We start from the raw sequence: 21,945 nt of genomic DNA, 5'->3' as shown, positions 1-21,945 counted from the left end.
AACAGTGAGGCGCGCCGGTATGGCGCGATCCGAAGTTGACATGTCGGGTCATTGGTAGTTGCGCTCCCGCAGCGATGCAGGGCCTGCTTCGACGTCGTGTGGAGACTTGACGCCGCAGAAGGTGCAGTAGTTGTTGCGGAGGGACTGCGGCTTGCTGCAGTGCCGGCAGGGAGAGTCTCCGATGATGCGCTGTGCGCTCTCGGGAGCGTCGTCGACGGTGCCGTCCGGGTTGAGGATCTGCACGAAGGCGTCGGGGTGGATGCCGAGTTGGTAGGTGCCGTCGACGTCGGCGACGGTCAGCCTCACGGGGCGGCCCACCTGCCGGCCGATCGCCGCGCAGCGGGCGATGATGCCGGCCCGCATGCGGGCGGTGTCGGCTGCGATCAGGGCGCGAGGTTCCGCTGATCGTGAGTTCACCGGATGCGTCGGCGCGCACGATCGCGCTCAGACGGGGTTGGGCGGGGATGAAGGTCGGCATCAGTAGTTCCTGTGGCAGGTGTCGTTGCAGAGGGACATGCCGAAGAGTTCGTAGAACTTCTCGGGGTCGACCCAGCCGGGCACGGCCGGGTCGAGGGGGAGTGTGGCGACTTGCGGGTTGATGTTGCCTACGACGTTGATGCGGAGGTCGAGGTGGCATCCGGTGGCCGGTGCTTCATCGCCCACGAGGGAGATCTCCTGGCCGGTTTGCACGGTGTCTCCGACTTTCACGAGTCGGTCGGACTGGTGGCTGTGCAGGTAGGAGATTGTGTAGCCGTCCGGGCTCTTGATCGAAAGGTAGAGGCGGTCGGAGAGAACGACGGTGCCGGGCTGGATTGCGTAGATGGGTTTGCCGCACGGGTTCGGCCAGTTCTGCAGGTCATCGGCTGGGTGGTAGCTGCTTGCCCCTTCGGTGGGCGAGTTGCGCGGGCCGAACTTGTCGGTCATGTTGAACGGCATATCCAGCGGCATTCCGAGGGCGCCGCTGCCGCATCCGGTGGCCGGGGCGGCGGTGACGCCGCTGAGTGCGGCGGCGACCTGTCCGGCGGCGTCCCAGTATTTGGCGTAGTAGTACGGGTCGGCGTTGACCTGCACCTTGTGCGCGGCGATGGTGGGCTCGAGCGTCTCCCAGTTGGGGACGTTCTTCAAGCGCTCGAAGAAGAGCGTCGCGGATTTGAAGGGGTCCATCCGGTCTGCGAGGCTGCCCCAGCTGTCGCGCTGCTGAAACAGACCGCGCGAGTCGGGTCCGGCCTGGTCGCCGTAGTTGAGCACCCGGAGGCCGGATTCGCCCATCGCGGTCATGACGCCGATCTGCTGGGCTTGGGCGCTGAGCCCGAGGGCTTCGGCGGCGTTCATGATGTAGGCGGCGTTCACGAGCTGATCGTGGCCGTAGCCGGCGACTGCGGCGGACGGGACCGTGTTCTCGTCGACCTTGACGCCGGCACCGGTGGGCCCGCACGCGGCTGCGGCGGCGTTGCTGCCGCCGAGGAGCAGGATGAAGCCGAACAGGAGTCCGACGAAGAGAACGGGGACGAGCAGTAACGCGAGCACCCCCTTGCCGCCTTGCTGCATGTGCCTACCTCCCCGGTGGCGTGATTCTGTCGACGAGCCAGGGGTCGGTCGGTGCCTTCCGGGTGAGCGAGACCGCGTAGGTACCGATATCGGTCGGGACGGTCACGACCAGCGCATAGAGGGTGGCTCCGTCGACGGCCGTCCCGCTGCCCGTGACGCGGTGGACCGGGACGTTCGATGGGTCGGTGCCCTCGTACGCGGCTGCGCCCTGCTGGGTCAGCATCGGGTACAGGGCGTTAATCCATGTCGTCGCGTCCAGCTGCGGCCGCGCGAAGGCCGTCATGAACTTCTCTGCAAGCTTCACGGCCGCCGCCTGGCTGCTGGAGTCGGCTGCAGCGGGAGTTGGGGCGTTCAGCCCGTCATCGAGCCCATCGGTGGGCGTCGAGCGCGGGGTCTTGGTCGTCCCATCGGGAAAGGTCGCGACCGGCGTTGAGACCGGTGACAGTTGCGGTGCACACCCGGTCAGCACGAGAGCCGCGAGGGCGACGCCGACAACGCCGGCGGCGCGCCTCACAGGCCCTCCGCTACTGCGGCCGCAGCGGCGAGCCACGCGCGGCGCGTGATCGGGTTGAGGGCGTCGTAACGGATCTTGCCGCTGTGTAGGGCCTCATCGAACGGGATGGTGACCACTCGGCGCGCGATCGCCGCGAAGCCGTTCGCGATCTGCTGCGCGTCGCCCTTGTCGGCGCTCTTCTCCGACTGGGAGACGATGACAACGGCGTTGTCGGCCAGGGCTGCGGAGCGTTCGTCCCGCTGTGCCAGACCGTCGAGCAGGAGCGCGCCGGCTTCCGCGTGCTCTCCGAGCGCCGTGGTGGCGATGACGAGCTGGTCGCTGCGGTCGATCATCTGCTGCCACCGCTCGGCGGATTCGTCGTTGCCGGAGTCGATGAAGATCAGCCGGAAGTATTTGCTGGCGACCTGGTGGAGCGCGTCGAACTCGACGCGGCTGATCCGCTGGTCAGCGGAGAGCGCCTGCGGGTTGGAGCGCAGTACGTCGTACTTGTCGCCGGTCTGGTGGTGCACGAAATGTGCCAGGTCCGATGACTGTGCTGCGGGGGAGAGCAGCCGCTCGGTTTGCGGGAGGAGGTTGTGCACGGTGGCCTCGTGCGGGCCTTGCTCGGTGCGCCAGCCCAGCGTGCCGCGTGTCTCGTTGTTGTCCCAGGCGAGCACGCCCGAGCCGCCGTAGCGGGCGAACACCGCGGACAGGAGCGCCGTTGTCGGGGTCTTGTTCGCCCCGCCCTTGCCGTTGACGATCGCGATCGTGCGCGGGCCGGGCCAATGCTGGCTCACGGCGTGCACGTCGCGGCGTTCGGCCAGTTCCGACTCGGAGGGTGCGATCTGGACGCCGACGCGGGCGAGCACACCGCGCCATCCCTGCGTGGCGGGCTGCTCGGGTTCCTCCTTCTCGAGGAAGGATGCGCGGGCCGCGCGCCGCTCGCTGATCGTCGCCTGCTGCGGCACGGAGGTCTGCCCAGATGCAGCTCGCGGCGCAGCGACCGCGGCAGGGGGCGGAGGTACGCGCTCGACGTCGTAGGCCGGCGGCACCTCCACCCGCTGCACGATGTCTTCTGCGGTCACCGGTAGCTCAGCAGGGATGAATTCTCCGGCCGCCTCCACACTGCCGTCCGGGGACACGATCAGCTGCCCTTGCCCCATCACGTCCTGCGTGATGAGCATCACCGGTCGGCCGTACATGCGGGCGCGGCCGGTGACTTGGGTGAGGATCTGTTCGCGGACGTGGGTGTCGTTGTTGCCGGCGACCTCGTGGTGAGTCCCCTCGATCACCAGTAGCCCGGTCGCGTCCGGGTTCACGATCGCCCGAATGGTGGGGTGGGAGGATTCCTGCTGAGCCATGTGGCCGCCTTCCTAGTCGTCGCTGTGGCCGGTGTAGCGCCGTAGCGCCCACTTCTTGAAGTCCGCGGTGAGGATTGTGTATCCGCGGCCCAAGTTCAGGGCTGGGAGCTTTTCTTCGGGGTCGGCTGAGCCGATTGCGGCACGGATGATGTGCTCGCTCACGTTGAACACTTTCGCGGCTTCGCTCACGCTGAGAGTCGTCGGGAGACCCTCGAAGAGATCGTCGAGCGCCCCCATGTCAACCGAAAACCATTGCATGTTGTGTAAGAATGCCACTATTTAAGTGAAATGGCATTATTTGCCATTGTTCGGGTCTATTTGCATTCATTCGGGGTAAGCTTCCTTCCGGGGGTTGAAGTAACCATGTTGACAGTATGTCGATAGTCGTCCCCCGTTCGGGTGATACTTGGCGGTAGACAAGATAGTCGACTCCGAGAAGGGGGATCTTCGGTGACGGACTCTCAACATCCGTGGCTTGCCGGACCGGCCGTGTCTCAACAGGCACCGCCCCCCGTCCGGGCTCGCCGCGAACTCCCACGCCCGGCCGCTCCTCAGCCGGGCGTTCCCGCGCCTGATCACGCTGACCGGCTTCCGCGGCGAGACGTCAACCGTCCCGCACCGCTGTGGTGGCTCGGCGTCCATGGCGGCGCGGGGGAGTCCACCCTGGCCAACCTGGTCGCGGGATCTCGCACCGCCGGCCATGCCTGGCCGATCGGCTACGACGGTGCGACGACGAACGTCGTCCTTGTAGCCCGGTCGAATGCATCGGGCCTCGCGGCCGCGCAGCGCGCCGCGATCGAGTGGGCATCCGGTGTGCTGCCCTCGGTGAACCTCCTCGGCCTCGTGATCGTCGCTGACGCGCCCGGCAAGCTGCCCAAGCCCCTGAGGGAGCTCGCACACCTGGTCTCCGGGGGAGTACCGCACACCTGGCACATCCCGTGGGTAGAGGCATGGCGGCTCGGAGAGACGCCCGACCTCGAGCACGCACCCAAAGACGTTCGGACGCTCATCTCCACGGTGAGCGCACTGACCAACGCGACCAGCGCCTAACCGGCCTGAACGAAAGGAAGCACAATGCACACCCTCCACACCGTTCTCGACACCGTGAACTCCTTCGTCCCGCTGGACGTTCCCGACCCCGGGAACGGCTCAGCCCCTCCTGGATCGGAGAAGTTCATCGCCGTCATGGGCTGGGTGAAGTGGCTCGCCCTCGGCGTCGTGATCATCGGCCTCATGATCATCGGCGCGAAGCTCGCGATCGAGAGCCGCCGCGGCGAGGGCGGAGCCCACCTCGGCTCACTCGGAATGGCGATGGCCGGCGTGATCGTCATCGCCGGCGCTGCCAGCCTCGTCGGCTTCCTCGTCAGCTGACCGAAGGGAACACACGCATGTCCGACAACCAGCCATCCGAGCCGAACCCCTTCACCACTCGGCGATTCATCGTCGCCGCGGTCATCGTCGGGGTCGTCTTGCTGTGCGCGGTCGTCCTCGTCGTTAGTTCAGTGATCGGCGGGCAGGCCAAGCCGAGTGCGAACTCATCAGGCGCTCCCACTAGCACCCCCACGCAGACGAGCGTGAGCGCGACCGATCGGAGCACCTGCGGGCTCCCCGGCTTCGAGAAGTCGGGGACCCTCACTCAAGCACCGAACAGCAAGTGGCAGCTGGTGGGAACCGTCGCCGCCCCCACGGACCCCAAGGGGGCGGGCCCCGGCAACGTGGAGTCCTCGGGATTCCGTAGCTGCTTTGCACACACCACGACCGGCGCTGTCTACGCCGCGGCCAACATCATCGCGATGGGCTCCGATTCAAGCCTTCGCCATGAAGTAAGCGACAAACTGGTTGTCCCCGGGCCCGGTCGTGACGCGGCCCTGGCCTCGGCCGGCAGCACGAGCGACACCACCGTCCGTTACCAGATCGCCGGCTTCCGCCTTCTGTCGTATGACGGTTCTCACGCGAAAGTGGATATCGCCGTCAACGCAGCGACGGGACAACTCGTCAGTTTCGTCGAAAGCCTCGAATGGAACGACGGCGACTGGAAGGTCGCCCTCGACAAGACCGGCAACATGCCGATCCCACCGTCTCCGCTGCAGAGCCTCGGCGGCTACATCCCGTGGTCGGGGGCCTAAATGGCTGGCTGCGACTGGCTTGACGTCGGGTGCCAACTCGGCGGGGTTGTTTCTAAGGCCACGAACGACAGCCTGCAGCAGCTCGTCAACAACGTGCTGGAGGGCGTCGGCAAGGCCTTCGCCGCACTTGGCTCGGTCTGGGTACTGGTCCCGACCCCGAACCTCACGGGGGGCGGATCTACCGCAGCCAATCACTCTGCGGAGGGCGCCGCAGGGGCGTCGGGATTCCTGACGATTCTGCAGTGGTCGGTGTGGATCTCGCTCGCGATCTGCGTTCTTTCACTGATCGCTGGAGGCGCACTCCTGGCGGTGAACCGCCGTCGGGGCGACGGTGAGCGGCATCTCGGGCGTCTGGGTGTGATCCTCGGCGCGGTGATACTCATTTCCGGAGCGTCCGCGATTGTCGCGGCACTTCTGCCTGGCATGGGGTCCTCGAACGCCTCTGATGCGGTCGGCTACATCCAGGACTCGCTTTGGTGGTACACAGGCGGCCTCGCAGTGCTCTCCGTCATCATCGCTGGTGCTCGGATGGCGTGGACGCAGCGGGCTCAGGCGGGCAAGGACCTGCTGCAGTCGCTCTTCACTCTGGTGGTGGTCTCAGCGGTCGGTCTGACAGGCATCGGTCTCGCGGTGGCGGCGGCTGACGGCTTCTCGACCTGGATCCTTGACGGGGCGACGGGCAAGGATTTTGGTCAGAACATCACTGCCATGATCGGCATCAGCTCGACAAGCGGAATCGGCCTCATCGCTCTCCTCATCGTCGGAATCGTCGCGACGTTCTTTACCTATATCCAGGTAATCTTGATGGTGATTCGCGGGGGCATGCTGGTGCTCCTAGCCGGGATCTTCCCCATATCCGCCGCGTTCACGAACACGGAGACGGGCCGGTCGTGGTTCAAGAAGTGCACCGGCTGGCTGATCGCGTTCATTCTCTATAAGCCCGCTGCGGCGATCGTGTACGCGGCCGCGTTCAAGCTAACCGGGGCTGACCTGTTCAAGGATGACGGCACCGGCCTGATCAAGATCCTCACTGGCCTCGCGCTGATGGCGATGGCACTGGTGGCACTGCCTGCGTTGATGCGTTTCGTCGCCCCGATGGTGTCACAGGTCGGCGGCGGAGGCGGCGCGGGCATGGCCCTCGCCGCAGGAGCGGGAGCGGGAGCCGCCGAGCTGGCTACCGGCGCGATCCGCAAAGCGAACACCGGCGGCGGCTCCGGCGGTGGCGGTGGCGGCACCCCGAATCCGAAAGCCACGGGTGCGTCCAACACGCCTGCTACCAAGCCTGCGCCCGCACCGACAGGCACAGCCTCGACCGGCACGGCCGCTACCGCGGGTAAAGCTGCGGGCGCCGGTGCCGGTTCCGGCGCTGCAGCGGCCGGTCCCGTGGGCATCGGCGTGATGGCCGCTCAGAAGGGCCTCGAAGGCGGACAGAAGGCGGTCGGTGCTATGCGCACCGCTGCAGCAGACGCGGCCGGTGACGGCGCGTCAGGAAGTAACTAGGAGCGAGCATGGCGAACACGCAATCGCAGGTCCGTACATACGGGAACTGGCGTCGTCCGACGACACCCGGCCTCCTGGGACTGGGGATGGTGGGAACGATCGTGCTCCTGGCGGGTCTGGTCGCGACAGTCATAACCGTCATGTTCGGCGGCCTCATCAACGGTGTGATCGTGTTCGCGATCATGGCCGGCTTCCTGCTCACCGTCGCGGTGAAGGACAAGCACGGTCAGAGCGCGCTCACGCGCACCACGAACCGCCTGAACTGGACGCGCGCCCGCTCGTCCGGCTCCAACCTGTACCGTTCGGGCCCTCTCGGGCGGACCGACTGGGGCACCGCTCAGCTGCCGGGCCTGGCGGCGCAGTCCCGGCTCAGCGAGTACACCGACTCCTACGGGCGACCGTTCGCGATGATCTATGTGCCCTCTGCCGGTGACTACACCGTCGTGATCGGCACGGAACCCGATGGTGCCGCGCTGGTCGATCAGGAACAGATCGACAGCTGGGTAGCCGACTGGGGGCACTGGCTGGCGAACCTGGGCGATGAGGCCGGCATCGTCGCGGCCGCCGTCACCATCGAGACCGCCCCCGACACCGGGCGGCGTCTGCGTGGTGAGGTCAATCTGAACATCGACCCGGAGGCACCCGCGTTCGCTCAGGCGATGCTCCGCGAGGTCGTCGCCAGCTACCCGTCCGGATCTGCCACGGTTCGGGCGTACGTGTCGATCACGTTCGCTGCGGCCACCCGCACGAATGGTCGACGGCGTGACGCCGACGAGATGGGCCGTGAACTCGCGGCACGCCTTCCCGGCCTGACTCAGGCGCTCTCAGCGACCGGTGCTGGTGCGGCCCGCCCTCTGGGCGCGCAGCAGTTGTGTGAGGTCATCCGGATCGCCTACGACCCGGAGATTGCCGAGCTGATCGACGATGCGCATCAGTCGGGCGAACCGTTCGAGCTGCGCTGGTCCGACGTCGGCCCTTCCGGAGCTCAGGCGAACTGGGACAGCTACCGGCACGACTCGGCGCTGTCGGTGACCTGGCAGATGACGGAGGCTCCCCGCGGGATTGTCCAGGCCAACATCCTTACCCGATTCCTGGCCCCGCACCGGGATATCGCGCGCAAGCGCGTGACCTGGCTGTACCGGCCGATCGACGTCGCCAGGGCTGCGGCGATCGTCCAGTCAGACCTTCGAGCGGCCAGCTTCAACATGACCTCCAGCGACCGGCCCACCGCCCGCGACGTGGTGGGAACCCGCGCCGCGATGGCCACCGCGGAAGAGGAAGCGAACGGCGCTGGCCTGGTGAACTTCGGCATGGTCGTCACCGCCACCGTGACCGACCCGACCCGAGCCGCTGACGCGAAAGCGGCGATTGAGAACCTGTCAGCAACGGCCCGTCTTCGTCTGCGGGTTGTGACAGGCGCTCAGGACTCCGCGTTTGCTGCGGCCCTCCCGCTGGGGATCGTTGTTCCCAAACACTTGAAACTGCCGGCCGAGCTGAGAGGGGCACTCTGATGACCAGCTGGTTCAAGAAGCTCTCCCGCTCGAGCAACCGCATCGAGCAGGCCGCTGCCCAAGCTGCAGCACCGTCTCCGGCAACGCCGCGGCGCGTTCCGGCGCGTGGCTACCCGGGACGCGGCCGCGGCGAGATGATGGTGCTCTCCGCCGCTCCCGAGTGGCGCGGCACCACCGTTCAGGTGTGCGGGCTCTGGCCGTTCGGTGTCGGTACCGGTGCGCCGATGATCGGTGTGCCGCTTGGCCGGCACCTGGTCAATCGGGGGACGGTTTGCTGCGACCCGATTTCGTGGTTCCAGCGCGCAAACCTGATCTCCAACCCGTCCGCGTTCGTGCTCGGCAAGCCGGGCTTGGGGAAGTCGACCATCGTTCGCCGGATGGCGACCGGCCTCGCCGGATACGGCGTCCAGCCGCTTGTACTGGGCGACTTGAAGCCGGACTACGTAGATCTGATCGAAGCCCTCGGCGGCCAGGTAATCCGCCTCGGCCGCGGCCGCGGCTTCTTGAACATCCTCGACCCGGGCGAGGCGAAGGAGGCGGCGCAACTGCTCCGCGACGCCGGCCAGGCCGAACGGGAGGCAGCCGCGGCGGAAGAAGCCGAGCTGGCGCAGTTGCGTTCGCTCGAGGTGCCGGAGGATCCCGACCGGGCGCAGCTGATCCGTGAGCGGATCGCCGCGCTTGTCGGCTCCGTCACGACCCGGGCCGAGCGGGCTAAGCGCGACGACGAACTGGCCGCGGAAGTGCTGCAGGATGCGCACGGCCGCCGCCTCACGATGGTGTCAGCGCTGCTGACGATCATGCGGAAATCGCCTCCGACCGATCGGGAAGAGACGATCGTCGATCGGGCGTTGAAGCTGCTCGACGAGCAGCATGAGGGCGTGCCGGTACTGAAGGATCTCCTCGATCTGATCCGTGAGGCGCCGCCGGAGCTGCGCGCCGTCGCGTTGGATCGCGGCGACCGCGCCCGGTACGACGCGATCACCGAGAATCTGGAAGCATCCCTCATCGGCCTCACCACCGGAGGCCGGTTGGGCGAGCTGTTCTCCAAGCAGACCTCCACGCCGATGCGTCGCGACCGACCCGTCGTCTACGACGTCTCCACCATCGACGACTCCGAGACGGACCTACAGGCCGCCGTGCTGCTGGCGTGCTGGTCGGCTGGGTTCGGCACGGTCAACGTGTCGAACGCTCTTGCGGATGCTGGCTTGGAGCCTCGCCGCCACTACTTCGTGATCCTCGACGAGCTGTGGCGGGCGCTCCGCGCAGGCCGCGGGATGGTCGACCGGGTGGACGCGCTCACTCGGCTGAACCGGCAGCGCGGCGTCGGCATGGCGATGATCTCCCACACGATGAGCGACCTCATGTCGCTTCCCACCGAAGAGGACCGGATGAAAGCGGCCGGCTTCGTCGAGCGCTCTGGCATGGTCATCTGCGGCGGCCTCCCGTCCAAGGAGATGCCGCTGTTGAACAGCGCCATCAGCATGTCCCGCGCCGAGCAAGAAATGCTCCAGGGCTGGCAGGACCCACCCGCGTGGGACCCGATCACCGGCCAGGAGGCCGACCCTCCCGGCCGCGGCAAGTTCCTGATCAAGGTCGGCGGTCGCCCGGGGATCCCGCTCACCGTGGAGCTCACGGACGCCGAGCTGCACATCAATGACACGAACAAGCTGTGGCATGCCGTCTCCCGGACCGGAACGGTCGGCCGCGCCGAGGTTCCGGCATGAGCCCCACGAACCGCATCAAGGAGCCCGCCTCCGGCGGCGACGGTGCCCTGGTCTGGGTGTTCGTCGGCATCGTCGTCGTCCTCGTCGGCGGTCTGTGGGTCGCCGTTACCCTCGGCTCCAAGCTCGACGGGGTAAACCCCGGCCTGCCTCGTAACCCGTTCACGGTGTTCTTCGGCACGCTGAAAGGCACCTACGTGTGGCCGCCATCTGCCACGTGGATCATCGTCGTTGCCGCGGCGATCGTCGTTGCCCTTGCGATCCTGATCATGGTCGCGATCGCCAAGCGGGCGCGGCGCCGTTCGCGCGTGGACCACGCGGCCGGACACATGGGCCGCGGCCGCGACCTGGCCGCGCTCTCGACCAAGGGCGCGAAGAGCACGGCGCAGCGGCTCGGAGTCGCTGGCTGGCTCGGTGTGCCGATCGGCATCACCGTCGCCGGCCGTAGGTGGCTCTACGGCTCCCCGGAGGACATGCACGTCGACGTGTGGGGCCCGCGGACCGGTAAGACGACCTCCCGCGCGATCCCTGCGATCCTCAGCGCCCCGGGCGCTGTCATCGTCACCTCCAACAAGCGTGACGTGCTCGACGCGACCCGCGACGTGCGGGCGCAGAAGGGCACGGTGTGGGCGTTCGATCCTCAGGGGATCGCCTTGGAAGCGCCGTCATGGTGGTGGAATCCGCTCTCCTACGTCACCGACGAGGAGCAGGCGGCGAAGCTCGCCAATCACTTCGCTTCCGGCTCGCGCGCGGGCGATGCCCGCGCGGATGCGTACTTCGACCCTGCCGGGCAGGATCTCCTTGCCGGGCTACTCCTAGCGGCCGCTCTCGACAATCTGCCGATCACTCAGGTGTTCACCTGGACCACCCGACCCAGCGACGAGAAAGCGATCGATATCCTGCGCGACCACGGCTACGACCAGGTGGCCGATGCCGTCGCCGGCTACGTATTCGCCGCTCCCGATCAGCGCTCCGGCGTATTCGGCACCGCGCAGCAGATGGCCTCCTGCTTGAAGAGTCGGAAGATCGCCGCCTGGGTCACCCCCACTGGCGGCAACATCGCCGGCGACCGGCGACCGCACTTCGAACCGCACGTGTTCGTGCGCAGCTCCGACACTCTCTACAGCCTCTCCAAGGAGGGCAAAGGCACCGCCGGCCCTCTCGTCACAGCGCTCACCGCCGCGACGATCGAGGCCGCCGAGCAGCTGGCCACCACGCAAGCCGGCGGCCGCCTCGCCACACCGATGCTCGGGGTGCTCGACGAAGCGGCCAACGTCTGCCGATGGGAGGCGTTGCCCGACCTGTACTCGCACTACGGCTCCCGCGGCATCGTCCTGATGACCATCCTGCAGTCCTGGTCCCAGGGCGTCGAAGTCTGGGGCCGCAACGGCATGCGCAAGCTCTGGTCCGCCTCGAACGTCAAGGTCTACGGCGGCGGCGTCGCCGAGACCGAGTTCCTGAGCGAAATGTCGCAGCTGATCGGTGACCACGACAAACGCACCGCCTCAGTAAGTGTGGGACGCGGGGGCCGGTCGACGTCGACCCAGGTGCGTCGCGAGCGCACGATGGACATTGCCGACCTAGCCGCGCTCCCGCGCGGCCGCGCCGTCGTGTTCGCCTCCGGCGCTCCGGCGACGCTGGTCGCGACGGTTCCTTGGATGCGCGGCGACCAAGCCAACGCGGTGCGCGCGTCGATCGCAGCCCACGACCCCGCCAACTCGAACCACGCCACGGCTGGTGCACAGGCGTGGCTCGACGCGACTGCGTCGCGAGAGGACTAGACGTGAGCTACGAGGACGAGATGCGCGACGACGAATTCGACGAGCAGGGCACGGCGGCCGACGAGATCACTGAAACGCCGGAAGCGATCTTGTTCTACGGCTCGGTCGACGAGTTCGTGCGTGAGTATCTGATCAAGGTTTACCGGCGCCCTGTTGGCGCTCAGGGTGGAATGAAATGGGCGGCGCGGTGGTGGGAGTATCCCGAAGCGTTGAGCCGTCTGGACGCGCTCTGGCGCGCCTGGGAACACCTGCGCCTCGACCCGGCAACTGGGATGAGCGTCTGGTGGCGCGACCACGCCGACCACCACATGCCTGCACTCCTCAGCCCAAACGGCCCCTTCGCTGCCTCCGACGATCAGAACAAACGCGGTGAGCCGCTGCCCTACACAGCTCCGCCGGAAGACCTGTTTCCCGACATGCGGTAGTACCGCAGGTAGTATCGGTCCGGATCCGCGGCCGACGCACTTGCCTGCCTAATATGCCGTAGCTCGGCGTTCCCGCGGGATTGGTAGTCTGTCTACGTTGTCGGCGCAGGAAGGATCGCGGGTATGATCAACGCCTCCTTTGCGCCACGGCTGCGGGCGATTGTGCTCATCGTGACAGCATTCTGCGCGCTGGTTTTTGGCCACAATCTTGACCTACAACATCAGCCGACTCTGTCCTATAGTCCCGCCCTCGCGGCTGCCTCTTCGAGCGTCGCGGTTGCAGCCTCTGACGAGGGCACAGGCAGCCACACGATCGCATGCGACGCGTTGTGTGTTGGCGGGGCGTCCGCGGTGGTCGGCTTGCTTGCATCGGTCGGTGCCCAAGCCTCAACAAGGGTGCATTCGCTCGTTCGTTTGAACCTGCTCCCCTCCGTTCAGCGCGCCATTCTACGTCGTCGTGAACCCTTCTCCGCTCCGGAACTTGGCATAGCTCGAATCTGATCGAGCCAGCTTTGCCGCCCGAGCGGCACTGCTCCATTGTTTCCGCGACGAAGTCAACACGAGCTTCGCGCATCTGATCGGATGTTGGGACTTTCTGAATGGACAACTACTGGGTGAATGCCCTGTGGTCGATGACCCCGACGGTTCTCGTCGGACTGATCTTTTGGCTGGTGTTGCGCGCGATCCTCCGAGCCGACCAGAAGGAGCGTGACGCCTACGCTCGCGCCGAGCGTGAAGAACGCGCACGGCGGGCGCAACAACTCGCAGTACCCGATGAGAGCAGGTCCGAAGAATGACGGTGAAACGACTTTCCTACTCACGGATGTTCCCCGCATTGGCTTCGCTTGCCGTCTTTGCGATCGGCGCGGCACTTGGGTTTGGGCTCCTTGCGGTCGGCGAAGACACCACAGTGTTCGACCCGGGACCTCTTGTCACCTACGGGCTTCCCGTGGCAAAGACCGTCGTCAATTTGACTGCCGCCGGAGCAGTCGGCGGGTTGGTCCTTACGTTGGTGGCTCTACCGGTGGGATCTGCGGCTTGGGAACGCAGCCTGGACGTCGCGTCTTGGTGTGCGATGGGCTGGACCGTTGCGAGTTTCGGGACCGCGACGTTGGCCTCACTGACTTTGACGGGACCGGTTCCGGTCCACATGCTCGGTCCGAGCTTGTTTCAATTTTTCACGGAAATCAGTAATGGTCAGGCATGGCTCGCAACGATTCTTGGCGCAGGGGTCCTGGCCGTGTTGTGCTTCGCGACACGCTCTCCTGGTGGGGTCGCCGCGGTAGCTGTTATCGGGTTTGCCACCCTCGTGCCATTGGCGCTTCAAGGCCACGCCGCAGGATCCGGCAGCCATGCGGCAGCCACCAGCGCTCTATGGCTGCACCTGAGTGCGGCAAGTGTCTGGGTCGGCGGCCTGGCGGTACTGGTCGTCGTCTTTTGTAGAGCTGATCGCGAAGACACGCTTCGGGCCTTGGGACGGTTTTCGGTGATTGCGCTGATCGCATTTGTCGTGGTCGGTCTGTCGGGGGTGATCAGTGCGGCTCTCCGGTTCGAACGGGTAGACCAGGTCTTCAGCACCATGTACGGCGCTCTTGTTCTCGTGAAGCTGTTCGCGATTGTCGCGTTGGGCTTAGCGGGCTTTGCGCAGCGGCGATGGATTCTGGGTCGGCTTCCGACGGCGAATGCAGGGTCATGGCGTGCTCTGCTGCTCGTGCTTCTGGTTTCCGAGTTCGCGTTGATGGGCATCGCAGCCGGGGCTGGATCTGTGCTTGCCCGGACACCGACTCCCCTCCCACCGGCCATCGCCGATTCGGCCGTTCAGCAGCTCACGGGCAACGTGCTGCCGGCGGTGCCGGCGGGATCCCGGTTGCTTGACACGTGGACGCTGGACCCGGCCGCTGTCGTGGCCGCCTGCTTGGGGATCGCGTTTTACGCACTTGGTGTGGTGCGTGCACGTCGGGAATTGAAGTGGTGGCCGGCCCGCCGCTCGGTGTTCTGGCTCGCTGGCTGGTTTGGCCTGGTCTACGTAATGTGCGGGGCGGCAGGCGTGTATTCGACGTTCAGTTTCACCGGGTTCGCCATCATGCAGATGACCGTCACGGTTCTTCTTCCGGTCCTGTTCGTGTTGGGTCGGCCGGTCCGTCTTGTCGAACTGACGGTGGAGTATCGGTCGGACGGCAGCCGTGGGTTGCGTGAGTGGCTACTCGCAGCCCGTGGCTCTCGTGTCGCTGCTTGGTGGCGGATCCCCGCGATCAGCGGTGGTGCGCTTCTCGCCGCGCTGACTCTGCTCTATCTCACACCGTGGTTGGCGTGGGCTGTTGAGGATCCGCTCGGTCGTGGCGTTACCGTCGCCGTGTTTCTCGTGCTGGGACTCGGGTTCTCGACGTCGCTGCGCGAAAGTGTTTCGCGAGGGGGGCGAAATGCTGCCCCAGGAGTTATTGCTCTCATCCTCGGCTTTGTCCTGGCCGCGGCCTGCGTGGGAGTGTTTGTTGCCTTCCAGCCTGGGGGAGTACTGCCCGGCTGGTATGGGGTGACAGTCTCGGCGTGGGGGCTTGATCCGATCGTGGATCAGTTGTCGGGTGCTGTCACGATCTGGGTCACCGCTATTCTCGCGGCCATTGCGCAGATCGCGCTTGTGAGCGTGGAGCTCGTCCGGGCGAGCAAGGATGTGTCCATTGACTCGGTGCCCTCATCGACGACCCAGCGGTGAGCAGGTTGTTCTGTTGCCGAGCCTGCCGCGAATGCGGAAGAACCGATCGGTCTCATCCCGCAGCCCCGAACGGCATGGCTGCTACTCCATCCCAGTTTCGCGACGCCGAATCGAAGGCATACATTTCGCGTCTGCAGTTGATCTATGAAGCCGACGTGCAGCGCTGGCCCGGGTAGGCGACTAGTTCCGGTTGGCCCTCTTGCGGACACGGACCGCGAAGATCGCTGTCAGAACTAGAGCGGTCGCGATCGTGGCAACAACGCTGACAATAGGCCAGTCCGGTCCCGGCGATACGGAGTTGTTCCCGGTTGCCGCGGCCGTGGAAGGTGTCGGGGCGGGCTCTGCCGTCAGTTTCGCGAGGGGGGTTGCAGTGAGCGTGGGCGTTGCTGCGAGTGGGCCGGCGTAGGCGAATTCGTATTGTCCCGAGATGGGATGGCCGTCGGCGGAGACGGTGCGCCATGCCACCTGGTATTGCCCCTTGGTGGAGGGGGTGACAGCTTTGGATAGGACTCGGTCATTGACCTGGACGTCACCCATGGAGACGTCCGTGCCTGAGGGGTCGATGACCTGGATGATCACCCCGGATTGGAGCCCACCGAGCGGCGCTTCGTTGAAGGTGAGGGCAATCGATGTCAGTTCGCTGCTGCTGGTCGAGTCCGCAGCTGGGTCGGCCGAAGCGAGAGCGTCATGCGCTAAAGCAGCGCTCGGTGTTGCCAACACAATCCCGGTGGCGGTTATGGCAGCTAACCCCATCGCCGCGAACCAGAGGGCTACCGTACCGGGTCGCGTGGACTGGATGGCGGGGGAAGTCATGTTGTTGCGCACTCCGGGTGGTCGATCAGTTGTGGGCGGTGTGTTCGTGTCGGACGTGGCTCGGCGGCTCGAACTGGAACGTTGAGTGCTCGATGCTCACGTCGAAGTGTTCGGCTACACAGTTCTGCAGCTTATCGAGCAGCTCCGGCAGACGACCGTTCTCGAACGTTTCTGGGTCGACGATGACGTGAGCGGTCAAGACCGGCAGGCCCGTCGCGATCTGCGACGCGTGAAGGTCATGAACTTCTTGAACCTCGGGCACGTCGAGAATGTGCTGTCGCACCTTGTCCAGGTCAAGCCCCGGAGGGGTGGACTCGAGCAGGACACTGGTGGTCTCCTTCAGCAGCTTGAATGCGCGGGGGAGGATGAGAACACCGATCAGCATGGCGGCTACCGCATCGGCGCCACCCCACCCGGTTGTCGCGATCAGGATCGCGGCCACGATCACCGCAACCGAGCCCAGTGCGTCGTTCATGACCTCAAGGAAGGCAGCACGGAGGTTGAAGTTCTCGGCACGGCTGGAGGACAACACGATTAGGGACGCGATGTTTCCGACAAGGCCGATGACGCCGAAGATGAGCAACGCGGTGGAGGGAATTTCTGGCGGCTCTAGCAGCCGCCGGACGCCCTCGACGATGACAAAGATGCCGACGGCCAGCAGCACAGCCGACTGGGCCGTGGCCGCGAGGACTTCCGCGCGGCGGTATCCCCAGGTGCGTTTGGCTGTCGCCGGGCGCGTGCTCAGGAACGAAGCCACCAACGCCATCGCTAAGCCTCCAGCGTCGGTGAGCATGTGACCCGCGTCCACAAGCAGGGCGAGCGAACCGGTCAGGATGGTGCCGAACACTTCTGCCAACAGAATCGTGAAGGTGATTCCGAACGCGATGCTGATGCGCACTCGGTGCCGTTTCGCGGATTCCCCGAAGGCCTCAATGGACGACGTGTGGTCGTGTCCGCTCATCTTCACCTCGTTCGCTGGTCGCGCCGGTGCGCGCTTCGCACTCACAATACATCATCACATTTACATGTTTGAATATTTACGGCAATCGATAAGCGTTATGAGAAGCATTCTCGGCTCGTCTGGTTGAATTGGAGCATGACGACCGAGATTGCCCTGGATGCTGCGGCCGCCGCCGCCCTCGCGGAAGTTCTGCAAGGGCTCGCCTCACCGACCCGATTACTGATCGTCGCACGGCTACGGCGCGGACCAATCGGGGTGACTGCGCTCGCTCAGGATCTCGGGCTCAGCCAGGCAACGGTGTCCAACCATCTCCGGGTTTTGCGTCACGCAAAGCTGGTCGACGGCAACCGTGATGGTCGGTCGGTGATCTATTCGCTGTACGACGACCACGTGGCGTCTTTCATTGATCAGGCGATCAGCCACCTCAGCCACACGCATCCGTGATTGGTTAGTCGCCGAAGAGTTCGCCCAGCCAGCCGCCGCGACGCTTGCTGTTGCCGTACTGCTGTTGGGAACCGTGGCCACCGCGCGAGCCGTGCCCGGATGAGTCGTGCCCGGCCCCGTGCTTGTCGTATCCGCCTTGGGGATAAGGCTGTTGTGGGAGTGGAACAGGGCCGTACGCTTCGGGCGCCTGACCGAGTGATCGGTCGATGATTTTGTCGAGTTCGCCGCGGTCGAGCCAGACTCCGCGGCAGTCGGGGCAATAGTCGATTTCGATGCCGGAACGATCGGCAAGTACCAGTGTTGCGCCGTCAACGGGGCATTTCATGATGCTGTCTCCTTCGGTTGGCGAGCGAGCGTAAGGAGGGTGTCTGGGAGACTGCTGATCGTGAGAACTTTCTCAGCCGACCACAGAACCGCCTGCTAACCTGCAGTGGAAACTGCGTCATATGGGGCGCTTACTCGGTGCCAGGAGGTGAAGGTGAACACGACAGCGGTTGCTTCGCGTCGTGACCTTCGTCGCTGGCTGATCGTCCTCGTGACCGTGTTGACCGCCGCCGTATCCCTGCTTCTCGCGCACACCTACGAATCGCAGCACAGCGGAGTCGGGTCCACCGTGAGCGCGACACCTGCCACAGCTGATCCGCAAGCCCCCGCGACTGCCCAACAGGACCTGATGACACCTGCCGAGGACGGCACGCCGGGCGTCAGCCTCCTCGACGTGGGCTGCATCCTGGCTGTGCTCGTGGCGGCGGTCGCGATGGCAATCGGTGGCCCGGTTCTCTTGCGCACCTTTGCAGCACCCGGGCCCCGAGTATTTGCATTCCTGCGCGCTCTCGCGGCCCGCCCGACGGATGGGCCATCGTTGATTTCTTTGTCGGTCAGCCGGACGTAGGGGGCCGGTCTTCGGAGACCCGCGAGACACGGGTTGCCAGACACACCGCTTCCCCTCAACCCTCCCGATCGACCTGGACGCCCTCCGGCGCAGCCGATTCGACTGACCCCCCCCCTTTTCTCACATGCGCAAACACTCTCGGCGCGCGCTGACCCGGCGCGCATCCTACGTTCCCTCTACCCCCACCGCCGGAACCCGTCAGACCGCGCGTCCCGGCGGCGCACGCCGCACCGCGATCCTCGCGGAGCGGAACCGAACTTGGCGGACACCCCGACGGCGCCACGCTGCGACCAACTTCGGCCGCGTGCTGACGGCGGCTGCATTCGCTCTGTCCTTGTTCGTCGCGACCACGTTCCCGGCAAACGCTTTCGGCACTGACGTGGCGCAGATGACGTTCACCTCGACAAGAGCACCCGGATCACAAGAACTGACGTCCGCCGGCGCTGGAGTAGTCACCGTCGCTCGGGACACGGCGACCGCCACAAGCGAAGACGAGCTTCGGAAACAGGCTCAGCTTGACCCTGCCGGCGTGCGTGTTTCCAATTCCACCGGGCCCATCCAATGGCCATTCCCCGGCGACACCCCGATTAGCGATGACTTCGGCGCCCGATCGGCACCGTGTTCGGGGTGTTCGAGCAACCACAAGGGGCTCGATATGACACCGGGCGGCGGGACCCCGATCGGCGCGATCGCGGACGGGATAGTGCGCTCCGCCGAGGAGTCGGATGTCGGATTCGGAGTGAACGTTGTCGTCGACCACCGGGTGAACGGGGAACGATTTACCAGCCTGTACGCGCACATGCAGTTCGGTTCGCTCGCGGTAACGGCAGGGCAGCCCATCAAGGTCGGACAGCTGATTGGGCGGGTCGGCACCACGGGGGCGAGTACCGGCAACCATCTCCACTTGGAAATTTGGGGGCCCAACGACGAACCATTCGATCCCTTCTCGTGGCTCCGTGCCCGAGTCAAATGACCTGGAGAACCGACGTGCCTACTCGCCAGACGTCCGAGAAGATTCCCGGTGAACGTCGCCGTGTTTGGATCAACCTGATCGTGATCGGTCTGGTCATCGTCATCGGGTTGATCGTCGTCTTCGTCGCACGCGCCCAAAGCGCTGCCGAACAAGCCCGCGAACCGCAAATGGTCAGATCTGACAGCCATCGTCTGCAAGAGGCGCCAAACGCGAAAGTCACCATCGTCGAATTCCTTGACTTCGAGTGCGAAGCCTGCGGGGCGGCGTACCCATTCGTGGAACAACTGCGCAAGCAGTACAACGGCCGCGTCACCTTTATCACCCGGTACTTCCCAATCCCCAGCCACACCAACGCGATGAACGCCGCGCTGACCGCCGAAGCCGCTGCACGTCAGGGAAGATTCGAGCAGATGTACAACGAGCTGTTCCAAAGTCAGAAGACCTGGGCAGAGAAGCAGGACTCCCAGGCCCCGTATTTGCGAACCCTCGCCAAACGGATCGGGCTCGACATGGCCAAGTACGACCGCGACATCACTGACCCAGCCGTTCGGCAACGGGTCGAAAAGGACCAGAAGGACGGCACCGACCTTGGGGTCGCTGGCACCCCGACGTTCTTCCTCAACGGCAAGAAACTTGCCCTTACCTCAGGACAGGACTTCATCAACGCAATCGACTCGGCGCTGCGAAAATGAAAACTCGTACAGCACGGTTCGCCAGTACAGTCGTGGCTGGCCTGGCGCTCGGCGTGATGGTGTCGCTCCTGGCCGGGTGTGCCGTAGGAAGCGGAACCGATGAAGCGGCAAAGTCCGGTGCCGGCTACATTTCCGGCAACGGCACCATCACCGAATGGCCGCCCACCGCGCGCGGAAAACCTGCCACCTTCGTGGCGGAGAAGACGACCACTGGTGAGGCAATCCGCGCCGACACGTACCGAGGGCAAGTGCTCGTCCTCAACTTCTGGTACGCCGGCTGCCCGCCGTGTCGCGCCGAAGCCCGCGACCTCGAAGCAGTCCGTCAGACCTACTTCGGAAAAGGTGTCTCCTTCCTGGGCGTGAACCTCTACGACACAGCGGCGACGATCAACTCGTTCAACACGAAATACGGCGTCACCTACCCGTCACTCATGGACACAGATGGGGGAGTAATGCTCGACTTTGCTGGCAATTTCTCGCCCCGTTCGGTCCCCACCACCCTCGTACTCGACCCCCAAGGTCGAGTGGCCGCCCGAATCCTGGGCAGGATCGAGAGCCAGACCACGTTAGAAGCCCTGATCGAGGCGGCACAAGCTGGGCCCACCATCAGCGAGCTGGAACAACAGGTTACGGGTCGATCGCGATGAACGGGACCGTCTGGGCCGAGCTCACCCAATTCACACTGTGGGGCGCCCAGTTCGTACTGGCGGTCTGCTACGGCTACCTCGGCCTCAGCAGACTGTTCGCCCCAAACGAACGACTGCGGGATGGCGAACGAACCCCGTTGCCTGCACGCCTGCTCGGCGGTGCGGAATTGGTCGGTGCGATCGCGCTGATCTTCCCGGTGCTGTTCGAGACCGGGGAGGCGCTGGTGCCCATCGCCGCCGGCTGCCTGGCAGCGGCGACAATCCTGGATCTGACGTTTCGATGGCGGAGGCAACGAGCGTGGGTGGCCATCGGAACACTGCTGCTCGCGGCGGTATCCGTATTGATCGTCATCCTCCGGGCGGGCGTGGCACCCCGATGAGTCGCCCGGTGTTTGCTCGTGCGGCCAACCGTCCTCACCGCGACCACAAACCGCAGTCCTCGCCCAGCTGGGTTGCGGCCACGGTCGTCGCCACTCAAATCACCCTGGGGTGTATCGGGGTCCTTGCGGCAACGACCTGCGCGAGCTTGCTCGTAGTGCTAACACAGTCCGACAGTTTCACTAAGGTCTTTGTCGCCACAACTGCCGTACTCGTTCCTGCCCTCCTAGCAGGAACGATCGCGCTGTACCTTTCCGCGGTATTGGGTTTTATTACCGCCCGGTTGCTGATTCGTCTGGCGCGCCAGACCCGGGCGGATGAACGTGCGTTCATCCGCCGCGCAAGACACCAGTTGCGTACTCCACTGACCGGGCTCAACACGCGGCTCCAACTGCTCGAGCGTGCCGACGGGATGGGCGCGGTAGTGGCAGAACTCCGGCACGACACTGACCTTCTGATTGAAGCGGTGGACGAAGTCCTCCGTGATAGCGACCCCCGACCGCCCCGCACTCACTTCAAACCCTGATGGAGAAACTCACATGACTTTGAGACCACGACACCACCGTCTGACGTCAGCCCTCGCCTTGTCCCTCGCCGCTGGGATCGCCCTCTCTGGGTGCTCGGTCGGCAACGTTGTCAGGCAACAGGCGGCCACGGCTGCTTGCTCGCTTATCACCCCAGTCATCGACCAGGTCACTACCGACGTGCAGGACGCGGTGGGCACCAGCGGCGTCGACCCGGCACAAGCTGTGGCGAAGCTGAAAGCAGCGCGGACTGTGTTGCAGGGCATCAGTACCCAGGTCACCGAAGGTGCCCAGCTAGGCGACGTGCAGGCCGCCGTAAGCACGCTGGACAAACTCATTCCGCTGGTCGAGTCCGCGGCTACAGGCTCTGCGGATACTGCCGCAATCGCGAAGTTGCAGAAGCAGCTCACCGCCGAGATCACCACACTGACGAAGGTGTGCTGAC

The 21,945-nt window shown here is 65.3% G+C and carries 27 protein-coding genes; 19 read left to right on the top strand and 8 right to left on the bottom strand.

Annotated elements, in window-relative coordinates:
* Positions 1-48 precede the first annotated feature (48 nt).
* From AC1ROC_RS19515 to AC1ROC_RS19495, 5 genes are all read right to left on the bottom strand, one after another.
* The gene (locus tag AC1ROC_RS19515; protein ID WP_121264451.1) at positions 49-363 is read right to left on the bottom strand and encodes a hypothetical protein; all 315 of its coding nucleotides are present in this window, start codon (positions 361-363) and stop codon (positions 49-51) included.
* A 114-nt stretch (positions 364-477) separates the two neighbouring features.
* Positions 478-1,527, bottom strand: a complete 1,050-nt coding sequence (locus AC1ROC_RS19510; RefSeq protein WP_391508825.1) for a M23 family metallopeptidase — start codon at positions 1,525-1,527, stop codon at positions 478-480.
* Positions 1,528-1,552: 25 nt separating this feature from the next.
* Positions 1,553-2,062, bottom strand: coding sequence for a hypothetical protein (locus AC1ROC_RS19505; protein ID WP_121264445.1), 510 nt, complete (start codon positions 2,060-2,062; stop codon positions 1,553-1,555).
* A complete protein-coding gene (locus AC1ROC_RS19500) occupies positions 2,059-3,402 on the bottom strand; it encodes a MinD/ParA family ATP-binding protein (protein ID WP_121264442.1) in 1,344 nt (447 codons plus the stop codon). Before AC1ROC_RS19500 ends, AC1ROC_RS19505 begins: the two co-directional genes overlap by 4 nt.
* A 12-nt stretch (positions 3,403-3,414) precedes the next feature.
* Entirely contained in the window at positions 3,415-3,639 is a 225-nt protein-coding gene (locus tag AC1ROC_RS19495) for a helix-turn-helix domain-containing protein (protein WP_147440233.1), read from the bottom strand.
* Positions 3,640-3,891: 252 nt separating this feature from the next.
* Here AC1ROC_RS19495 and AC1ROC_RS19490 point away from each other — a divergent pair, with 252 nt between their 5' ends.
* The 11 genes from AC1ROC_RS19490 (at position 3,892) to AC1ROC_RS19440 (ending at position 15,176) form a co-directional block, all read left to right on the top strand.
* Complete coding sequence (locus tag AC1ROC_RS19490) at positions 3,892-4,452, top strand: DUF6668 family protein (protein ID WP_391508826.1); 561 nt, start codon at positions 3,892-3,894, stop codon at positions 4,450-4,452.
* A 24-nt stretch (positions 4,453-4,476) separates the two neighbouring features.
* Positions 4,477-4,773: a hypothetical protein gene (locus AC1ROC_RS19485; RefSeq protein WP_121264432.1), complete on the top strand. Its 297-nt coding sequence runs from the start codon at positions 4,477-4,479 to the stop codon at positions 4,771-4,773.
* Between the two features lie 17 nt (positions 4,774-4,790).
* Positions 4,791-5,528 (top strand): DUF8175 domain-containg protein, encoded by a 738-nt coding sequence (locus AC1ROC_RS19480; protein ID WP_121264429.1) that lies wholly within the window; start codon positions 4,791-4,793, stop codon positions 5,526-5,528.
* Positions 5,529-7,028, top strand: a complete 1,500-nt coding sequence (locus AC1ROC_RS19475; RefSeq protein WP_121264426.1) for a TrbL/VirB6 family protein — start codon at positions 5,529-5,531, stop codon at positions 7,026-7,028.
* Positions 7,029-7,036: 8 nt separating this feature from the next.
* Positions 7,037-8,539 (top strand): SCO6880 family protein, encoded by a 1,503-nt coding sequence (locus AC1ROC_RS19470; protein ID WP_183080107.1) that lies wholly within the window; start codon positions 7,037-7,039, stop codon positions 8,537-8,539.
* Positions 8,539-10,263, top strand: a complete 1,725-nt coding sequence (locus tag AC1ROC_RS19465) for a putative type IV secretion/conjugal transfer ATPase (protein ID WP_220700280.1) — start codon at positions 8,539-8,541, stop codon at positions 10,261-10,263. Before AC1ROC_RS19470 ends, AC1ROC_RS19465 begins: the two co-directional genes overlap by 1 nt.
* The gene (locus AC1ROC_RS19460; protein ID WP_121264424.1) at positions 10,260-12,041 is read left to right on the top strand and encodes a type IV secretory system conjugative DNA transfer family protein; all 1,782 of its coding nucleotides are present in this window, start codon (positions 10,260-10,262) and stop codon (positions 12,039-12,041) included. The genes AC1ROC_RS19465 and AC1ROC_RS19460 overlap by 4 nt, the downstream gene beginning before the upstream one ends.
* Before the next feature lie 2 nt (positions 12,042-12,043).
* Positions 12,044-12,466, top strand: coding sequence for a DUF4913 domain-containing protein (locus tag AC1ROC_RS19455; RefSeq protein WP_391508827.1), 423 nt, complete (start codon positions 12,044-12,046; stop codon positions 12,464-12,466).
* A gap of 123 nt (positions 12,467-12,589) precedes the next feature.
* Complete coding sequence (locus AC1ROC_RS19450) at positions 12,590-12,967, top strand: hypothetical protein (RefSeq protein WP_147440231.1); 378 nt, start codon at positions 12,590-12,592, stop codon at positions 12,965-12,967.
* A 98-nt stretch (positions 12,968-13,065) separates the two neighbouring features.
* A complete protein-coding gene (locus AC1ROC_RS19445) occupies positions 13,066-13,263 on the top strand; it encodes a hypothetical protein (RefSeq protein ID WP_121264421.1) in 198 nt (65 codons plus the stop codon).
* Positions 13,260-15,176, top strand: a complete 1,917-nt coding sequence (locus AC1ROC_RS19440) for a bifunctional copper resistance protein CopD/cytochrome c oxidase assembly protein (RefSeq protein WP_121264417.1) — start codon at positions 13,260-13,262, stop codon at positions 15,174-15,176. Before AC1ROC_RS19445 ends, AC1ROC_RS19440 begins: the two co-directional genes overlap by 4 nt.
* A 180-nt stretch (positions 15,177-15,356) precedes the next feature.
* Here AC1ROC_RS19440 and AC1ROC_RS19435 read toward each other — a convergent pair whose 3' ends face one another.
* Positions 15,357-15,989, bottom strand: coding sequence for a copper resistance CopC family protein (locus AC1ROC_RS19435; RefSeq protein WP_121264414.1), 633 nt, complete (start codon positions 15,987-15,989; stop codon positions 15,357-15,359).
* A gap of 25 nt (positions 15,990-16,014) precedes the next feature.
* Positions 16,015-16,950 (bottom strand): cation diffusion facilitator family transporter, encoded by a 936-nt coding sequence (locus AC1ROC_RS19430; protein WP_121264412.1) that lies wholly within the window; start codon positions 16,948-16,950, stop codon positions 16,015-16,017.
* A gap of 135 nt (positions 16,951-17,085) precedes the next feature.
* Between AC1ROC_RS19430 and AC1ROC_RS19425 the strand changes: the two genes are divergently transcribed.
* Complete coding sequence (locus AC1ROC_RS19425) at positions 17,086-17,394, top strand: ArsR/SmtB family transcription factor (protein ID WP_121264407.1); 309 nt, start codon at positions 17,086-17,088, stop codon at positions 17,392-17,394.
* Positions 17,395-17,398: 4 nt separating this feature from the next.
* On the opposite strand, the gene AC1ROC_RS19420 is transcribed toward AC1ROC_RS19425, so the two are convergent.
* Positions 17,399-17,719, bottom strand: coding sequence for a TFIIB-type zinc ribbon-containing protein (locus tag AC1ROC_RS19420; protein WP_121264404.1), 321 nt, complete (start codon positions 17,717-17,719; stop codon positions 17,399-17,401).
* A gap of 153 nt (positions 17,720-17,872) precedes the next feature.
* On the opposite strand from AC1ROC_RS19420, the gene AC1ROC_RS19415 reads away from it, so the two are divergent.
* The 7 genes from AC1ROC_RS19415 to AC1ROC_RS19385 all read left to right on the top strand — a co-directional run bounded on the left by AC1ROC_RS19415 (position 17,873) and on the right by AC1ROC_RS19385 (position 21,944).
* A complete protein-coding gene (locus AC1ROC_RS19415; protein ID WP_121264400.1) occupies positions 17,873-18,286 on the top strand; it encodes a hypothetical protein in 414 nt (137 codons plus the stop codon).
* Between the two features lie 334 nt (positions 18,287-18,620).
* Entirely contained in the window at positions 18,621-19,259 is a 639-nt protein-coding gene (locus AC1ROC_RS19410) for a M23 family metallopeptidase (protein WP_183080105.1), read from the top strand.
* A 14-nt stretch (positions 19,260-19,273) separates the two neighbouring features.
* Entirely contained in the window at positions 19,274-19,951 is a 678-nt protein-coding gene (locus tag AC1ROC_RS19405) for a DsbA family protein (RefSeq protein WP_493001891.1), read from the top strand.
* A gap of 32 nt (positions 19,952-19,983) precedes the next feature.
* Complete coding sequence (locus AC1ROC_RS19400; RefSeq protein ID WP_391508830.1) at positions 19,984-20,598, top strand: TlpA family protein disulfide reductase; 615 nt, start codon at positions 19,984-19,986, stop codon at positions 20,596-20,598.
* The gene (locus AC1ROC_RS19395; RefSeq protein ID WP_121264592.1) at positions 20,595-20,978 is read left to right on the top strand and encodes a DoxX family protein; all 384 of its coding nucleotides are present in this window, start codon (positions 20,595-20,597) and stop codon (positions 20,976-20,978) included. The genes AC1ROC_RS19400 and AC1ROC_RS19395 overlap by 4 nt, the downstream gene beginning before the upstream one ends.
* Positions 20,979-21,133: 155 nt before the next feature.
* Positions 21,134-21,502: a histidine kinase dimerization/phospho-acceptor domain-containing protein gene (locus tag AC1ROC_RS19390; protein ID WP_147440241.1), complete on the top strand. Its 369-nt coding sequence runs from the start codon at positions 21,134-21,136 to the stop codon at positions 21,500-21,502.
* A 13-nt stretch (positions 21,503-21,515) separates the two neighbouring features.
* The gene (locus AC1ROC_RS19385; protein WP_121264588.1) at positions 21,516-21,944 is read left to right on the top strand and encodes a hypothetical protein; all 429 of its coding nucleotides are present in this window, start codon (positions 21,516-21,518) and stop codon (positions 21,942-21,944) included.
* Position 21,945 lies beyond the last annotated feature (1 nt).

The organism is Leifsonia sp. GW821-FHT13C05 (assembly GCF_058806515.1).
The sequence above is the reverse complement of the archived record's forward strand: the minus strand, read 5'-3'. Positions and strand labels throughout refer to the sequence as shown.

What these genes read in the sequence shown, in the direction of transcription:
- AC1ROC_RS19515 (WP_121264451.1), bottom strand. Translation starts at nt 363, where the DNA reads ATGCGGGCCGGCATCATCGCCCGCTGCGCGGCGATCGGCCGGCAGGTG.
- AC1ROC_RS19500 (WP_121264442.1), bottom strand. Translation starts at nt 3,402, where the DNA reads ATGGCTCAGCAGGAATCCTCCCACCCCACCATTCGGGCGATCGTGAAC.
- AC1ROC_RS19495 (WP_147440233.1), bottom strand. Translation starts at nt 3,639, where the DNA reads ATGGGGGCGCTCGACGATCTCTTCGAGGGTCTCCCGACGACTCTCAGC.
- AC1ROC_RS19485 (WP_121264432.1), top strand. Translation starts at nt 4,477, where the DNA reads ATGCACACCCTCCACACCGTTCTCGACACCGTGAACTCCTTCGTCCCG.
- AC1ROC_RS19480 (WP_121264429.1), top strand. Translation starts at nt 4,791, where the DNA reads ATGTCCGACAACCAGCCATCCGAGCCGAACCCCTTCACCACTCGGCGA.
- AC1ROC_RS19475 (WP_121264426.1), top strand. Translation starts at nt 5,529, where the DNA reads ATGGCTGGCTGCGACTGGCTTGACGTCGGGTGCCAACTCGGCGGGGTT.
- AC1ROC_RS19470 (WP_183080107.1), top strand. Translation starts at nt 7,037, where the DNA reads ATGGCGAACACGCAATCGCAGGTCCGTACATACGGGAACTGGCGTCGT.
- AC1ROC_RS19465 (WP_220700280.1), top strand. Translation starts at nt 8,539, where the DNA reads ATGACCAGCTGGTTCAAGAAGCTCTCCCGCTCGAGCAACCGCATCGAG.
- AC1ROC_RS19460 (WP_121264424.1), top strand. Translation starts at nt 10,260, where the DNA reads ATGAGCCCCACGAACCGCATCAAGGAGCCCGCCTCCGGCGGCGACGGT.
- AC1ROC_RS19450 (WP_147440231.1), top strand. Translation starts at nt 12,590, where the DNA reads ATGATCAACGCCTCCTTTGCGCCACGGCTGCGGGCGATTGTGCTCATC.
- AC1ROC_RS19445 (WP_121264421.1), top strand. Translation starts at nt 13,066, where the DNA reads ATGGACAACTACTGGGTGAATGCCCTGTGGTCGATGACCCCGACGGTT.
- AC1ROC_RS19440 (WP_121264417.1), top strand. Translation starts at nt 13,260, where the DNA reads ATGACGGTGAAACGACTTTCCTACTCACGGATGTTCCCCGCATTGGCT.
- AC1ROC_RS19435 (WP_121264414.1), bottom strand. Translation starts at nt 15,989, where the DNA reads ATGACTTCCCCCGCCATCCAGTCCACGCGACCCGGTACGGTAGCCCTC.
- AC1ROC_RS19430 (WP_121264412.1), bottom strand. Translation starts at nt 16,950, where the DNA reads ATGAGCGGACACGACCACACGTCGTCCATTGAGGCCTTCGGGGAATCC.
- AC1ROC_RS19425 (WP_121264407.1), top strand. Translation starts at nt 17,086, where the DNA reads ATGACGACCGAGATTGCCCTGGATGCTGCGGCCGCCGCCGCCCTCGCG.
- AC1ROC_RS19420 (WP_121264404.1), bottom strand. Translation starts at nt 17,719, where the DNA reads ATGAAATGCCCCGTTGACGGCGCAACACTGGTACTTGCCGATCGTTCC.
- AC1ROC_RS19395 (WP_121264592.1), top strand. Translation starts at nt 20,595, where the DNA reads ATGAACGGGACCGTCTGGGCCGAGCTCACCCAATTCACACTGTGGGGC.
- AC1ROC_RS19385 (WP_121264588.1), top strand. Translation starts at nt 21,516, where the DNA reads ATGACTTTGAGACCACGACACCACCGTCTGACGTCAGCCCTCGCCTTG.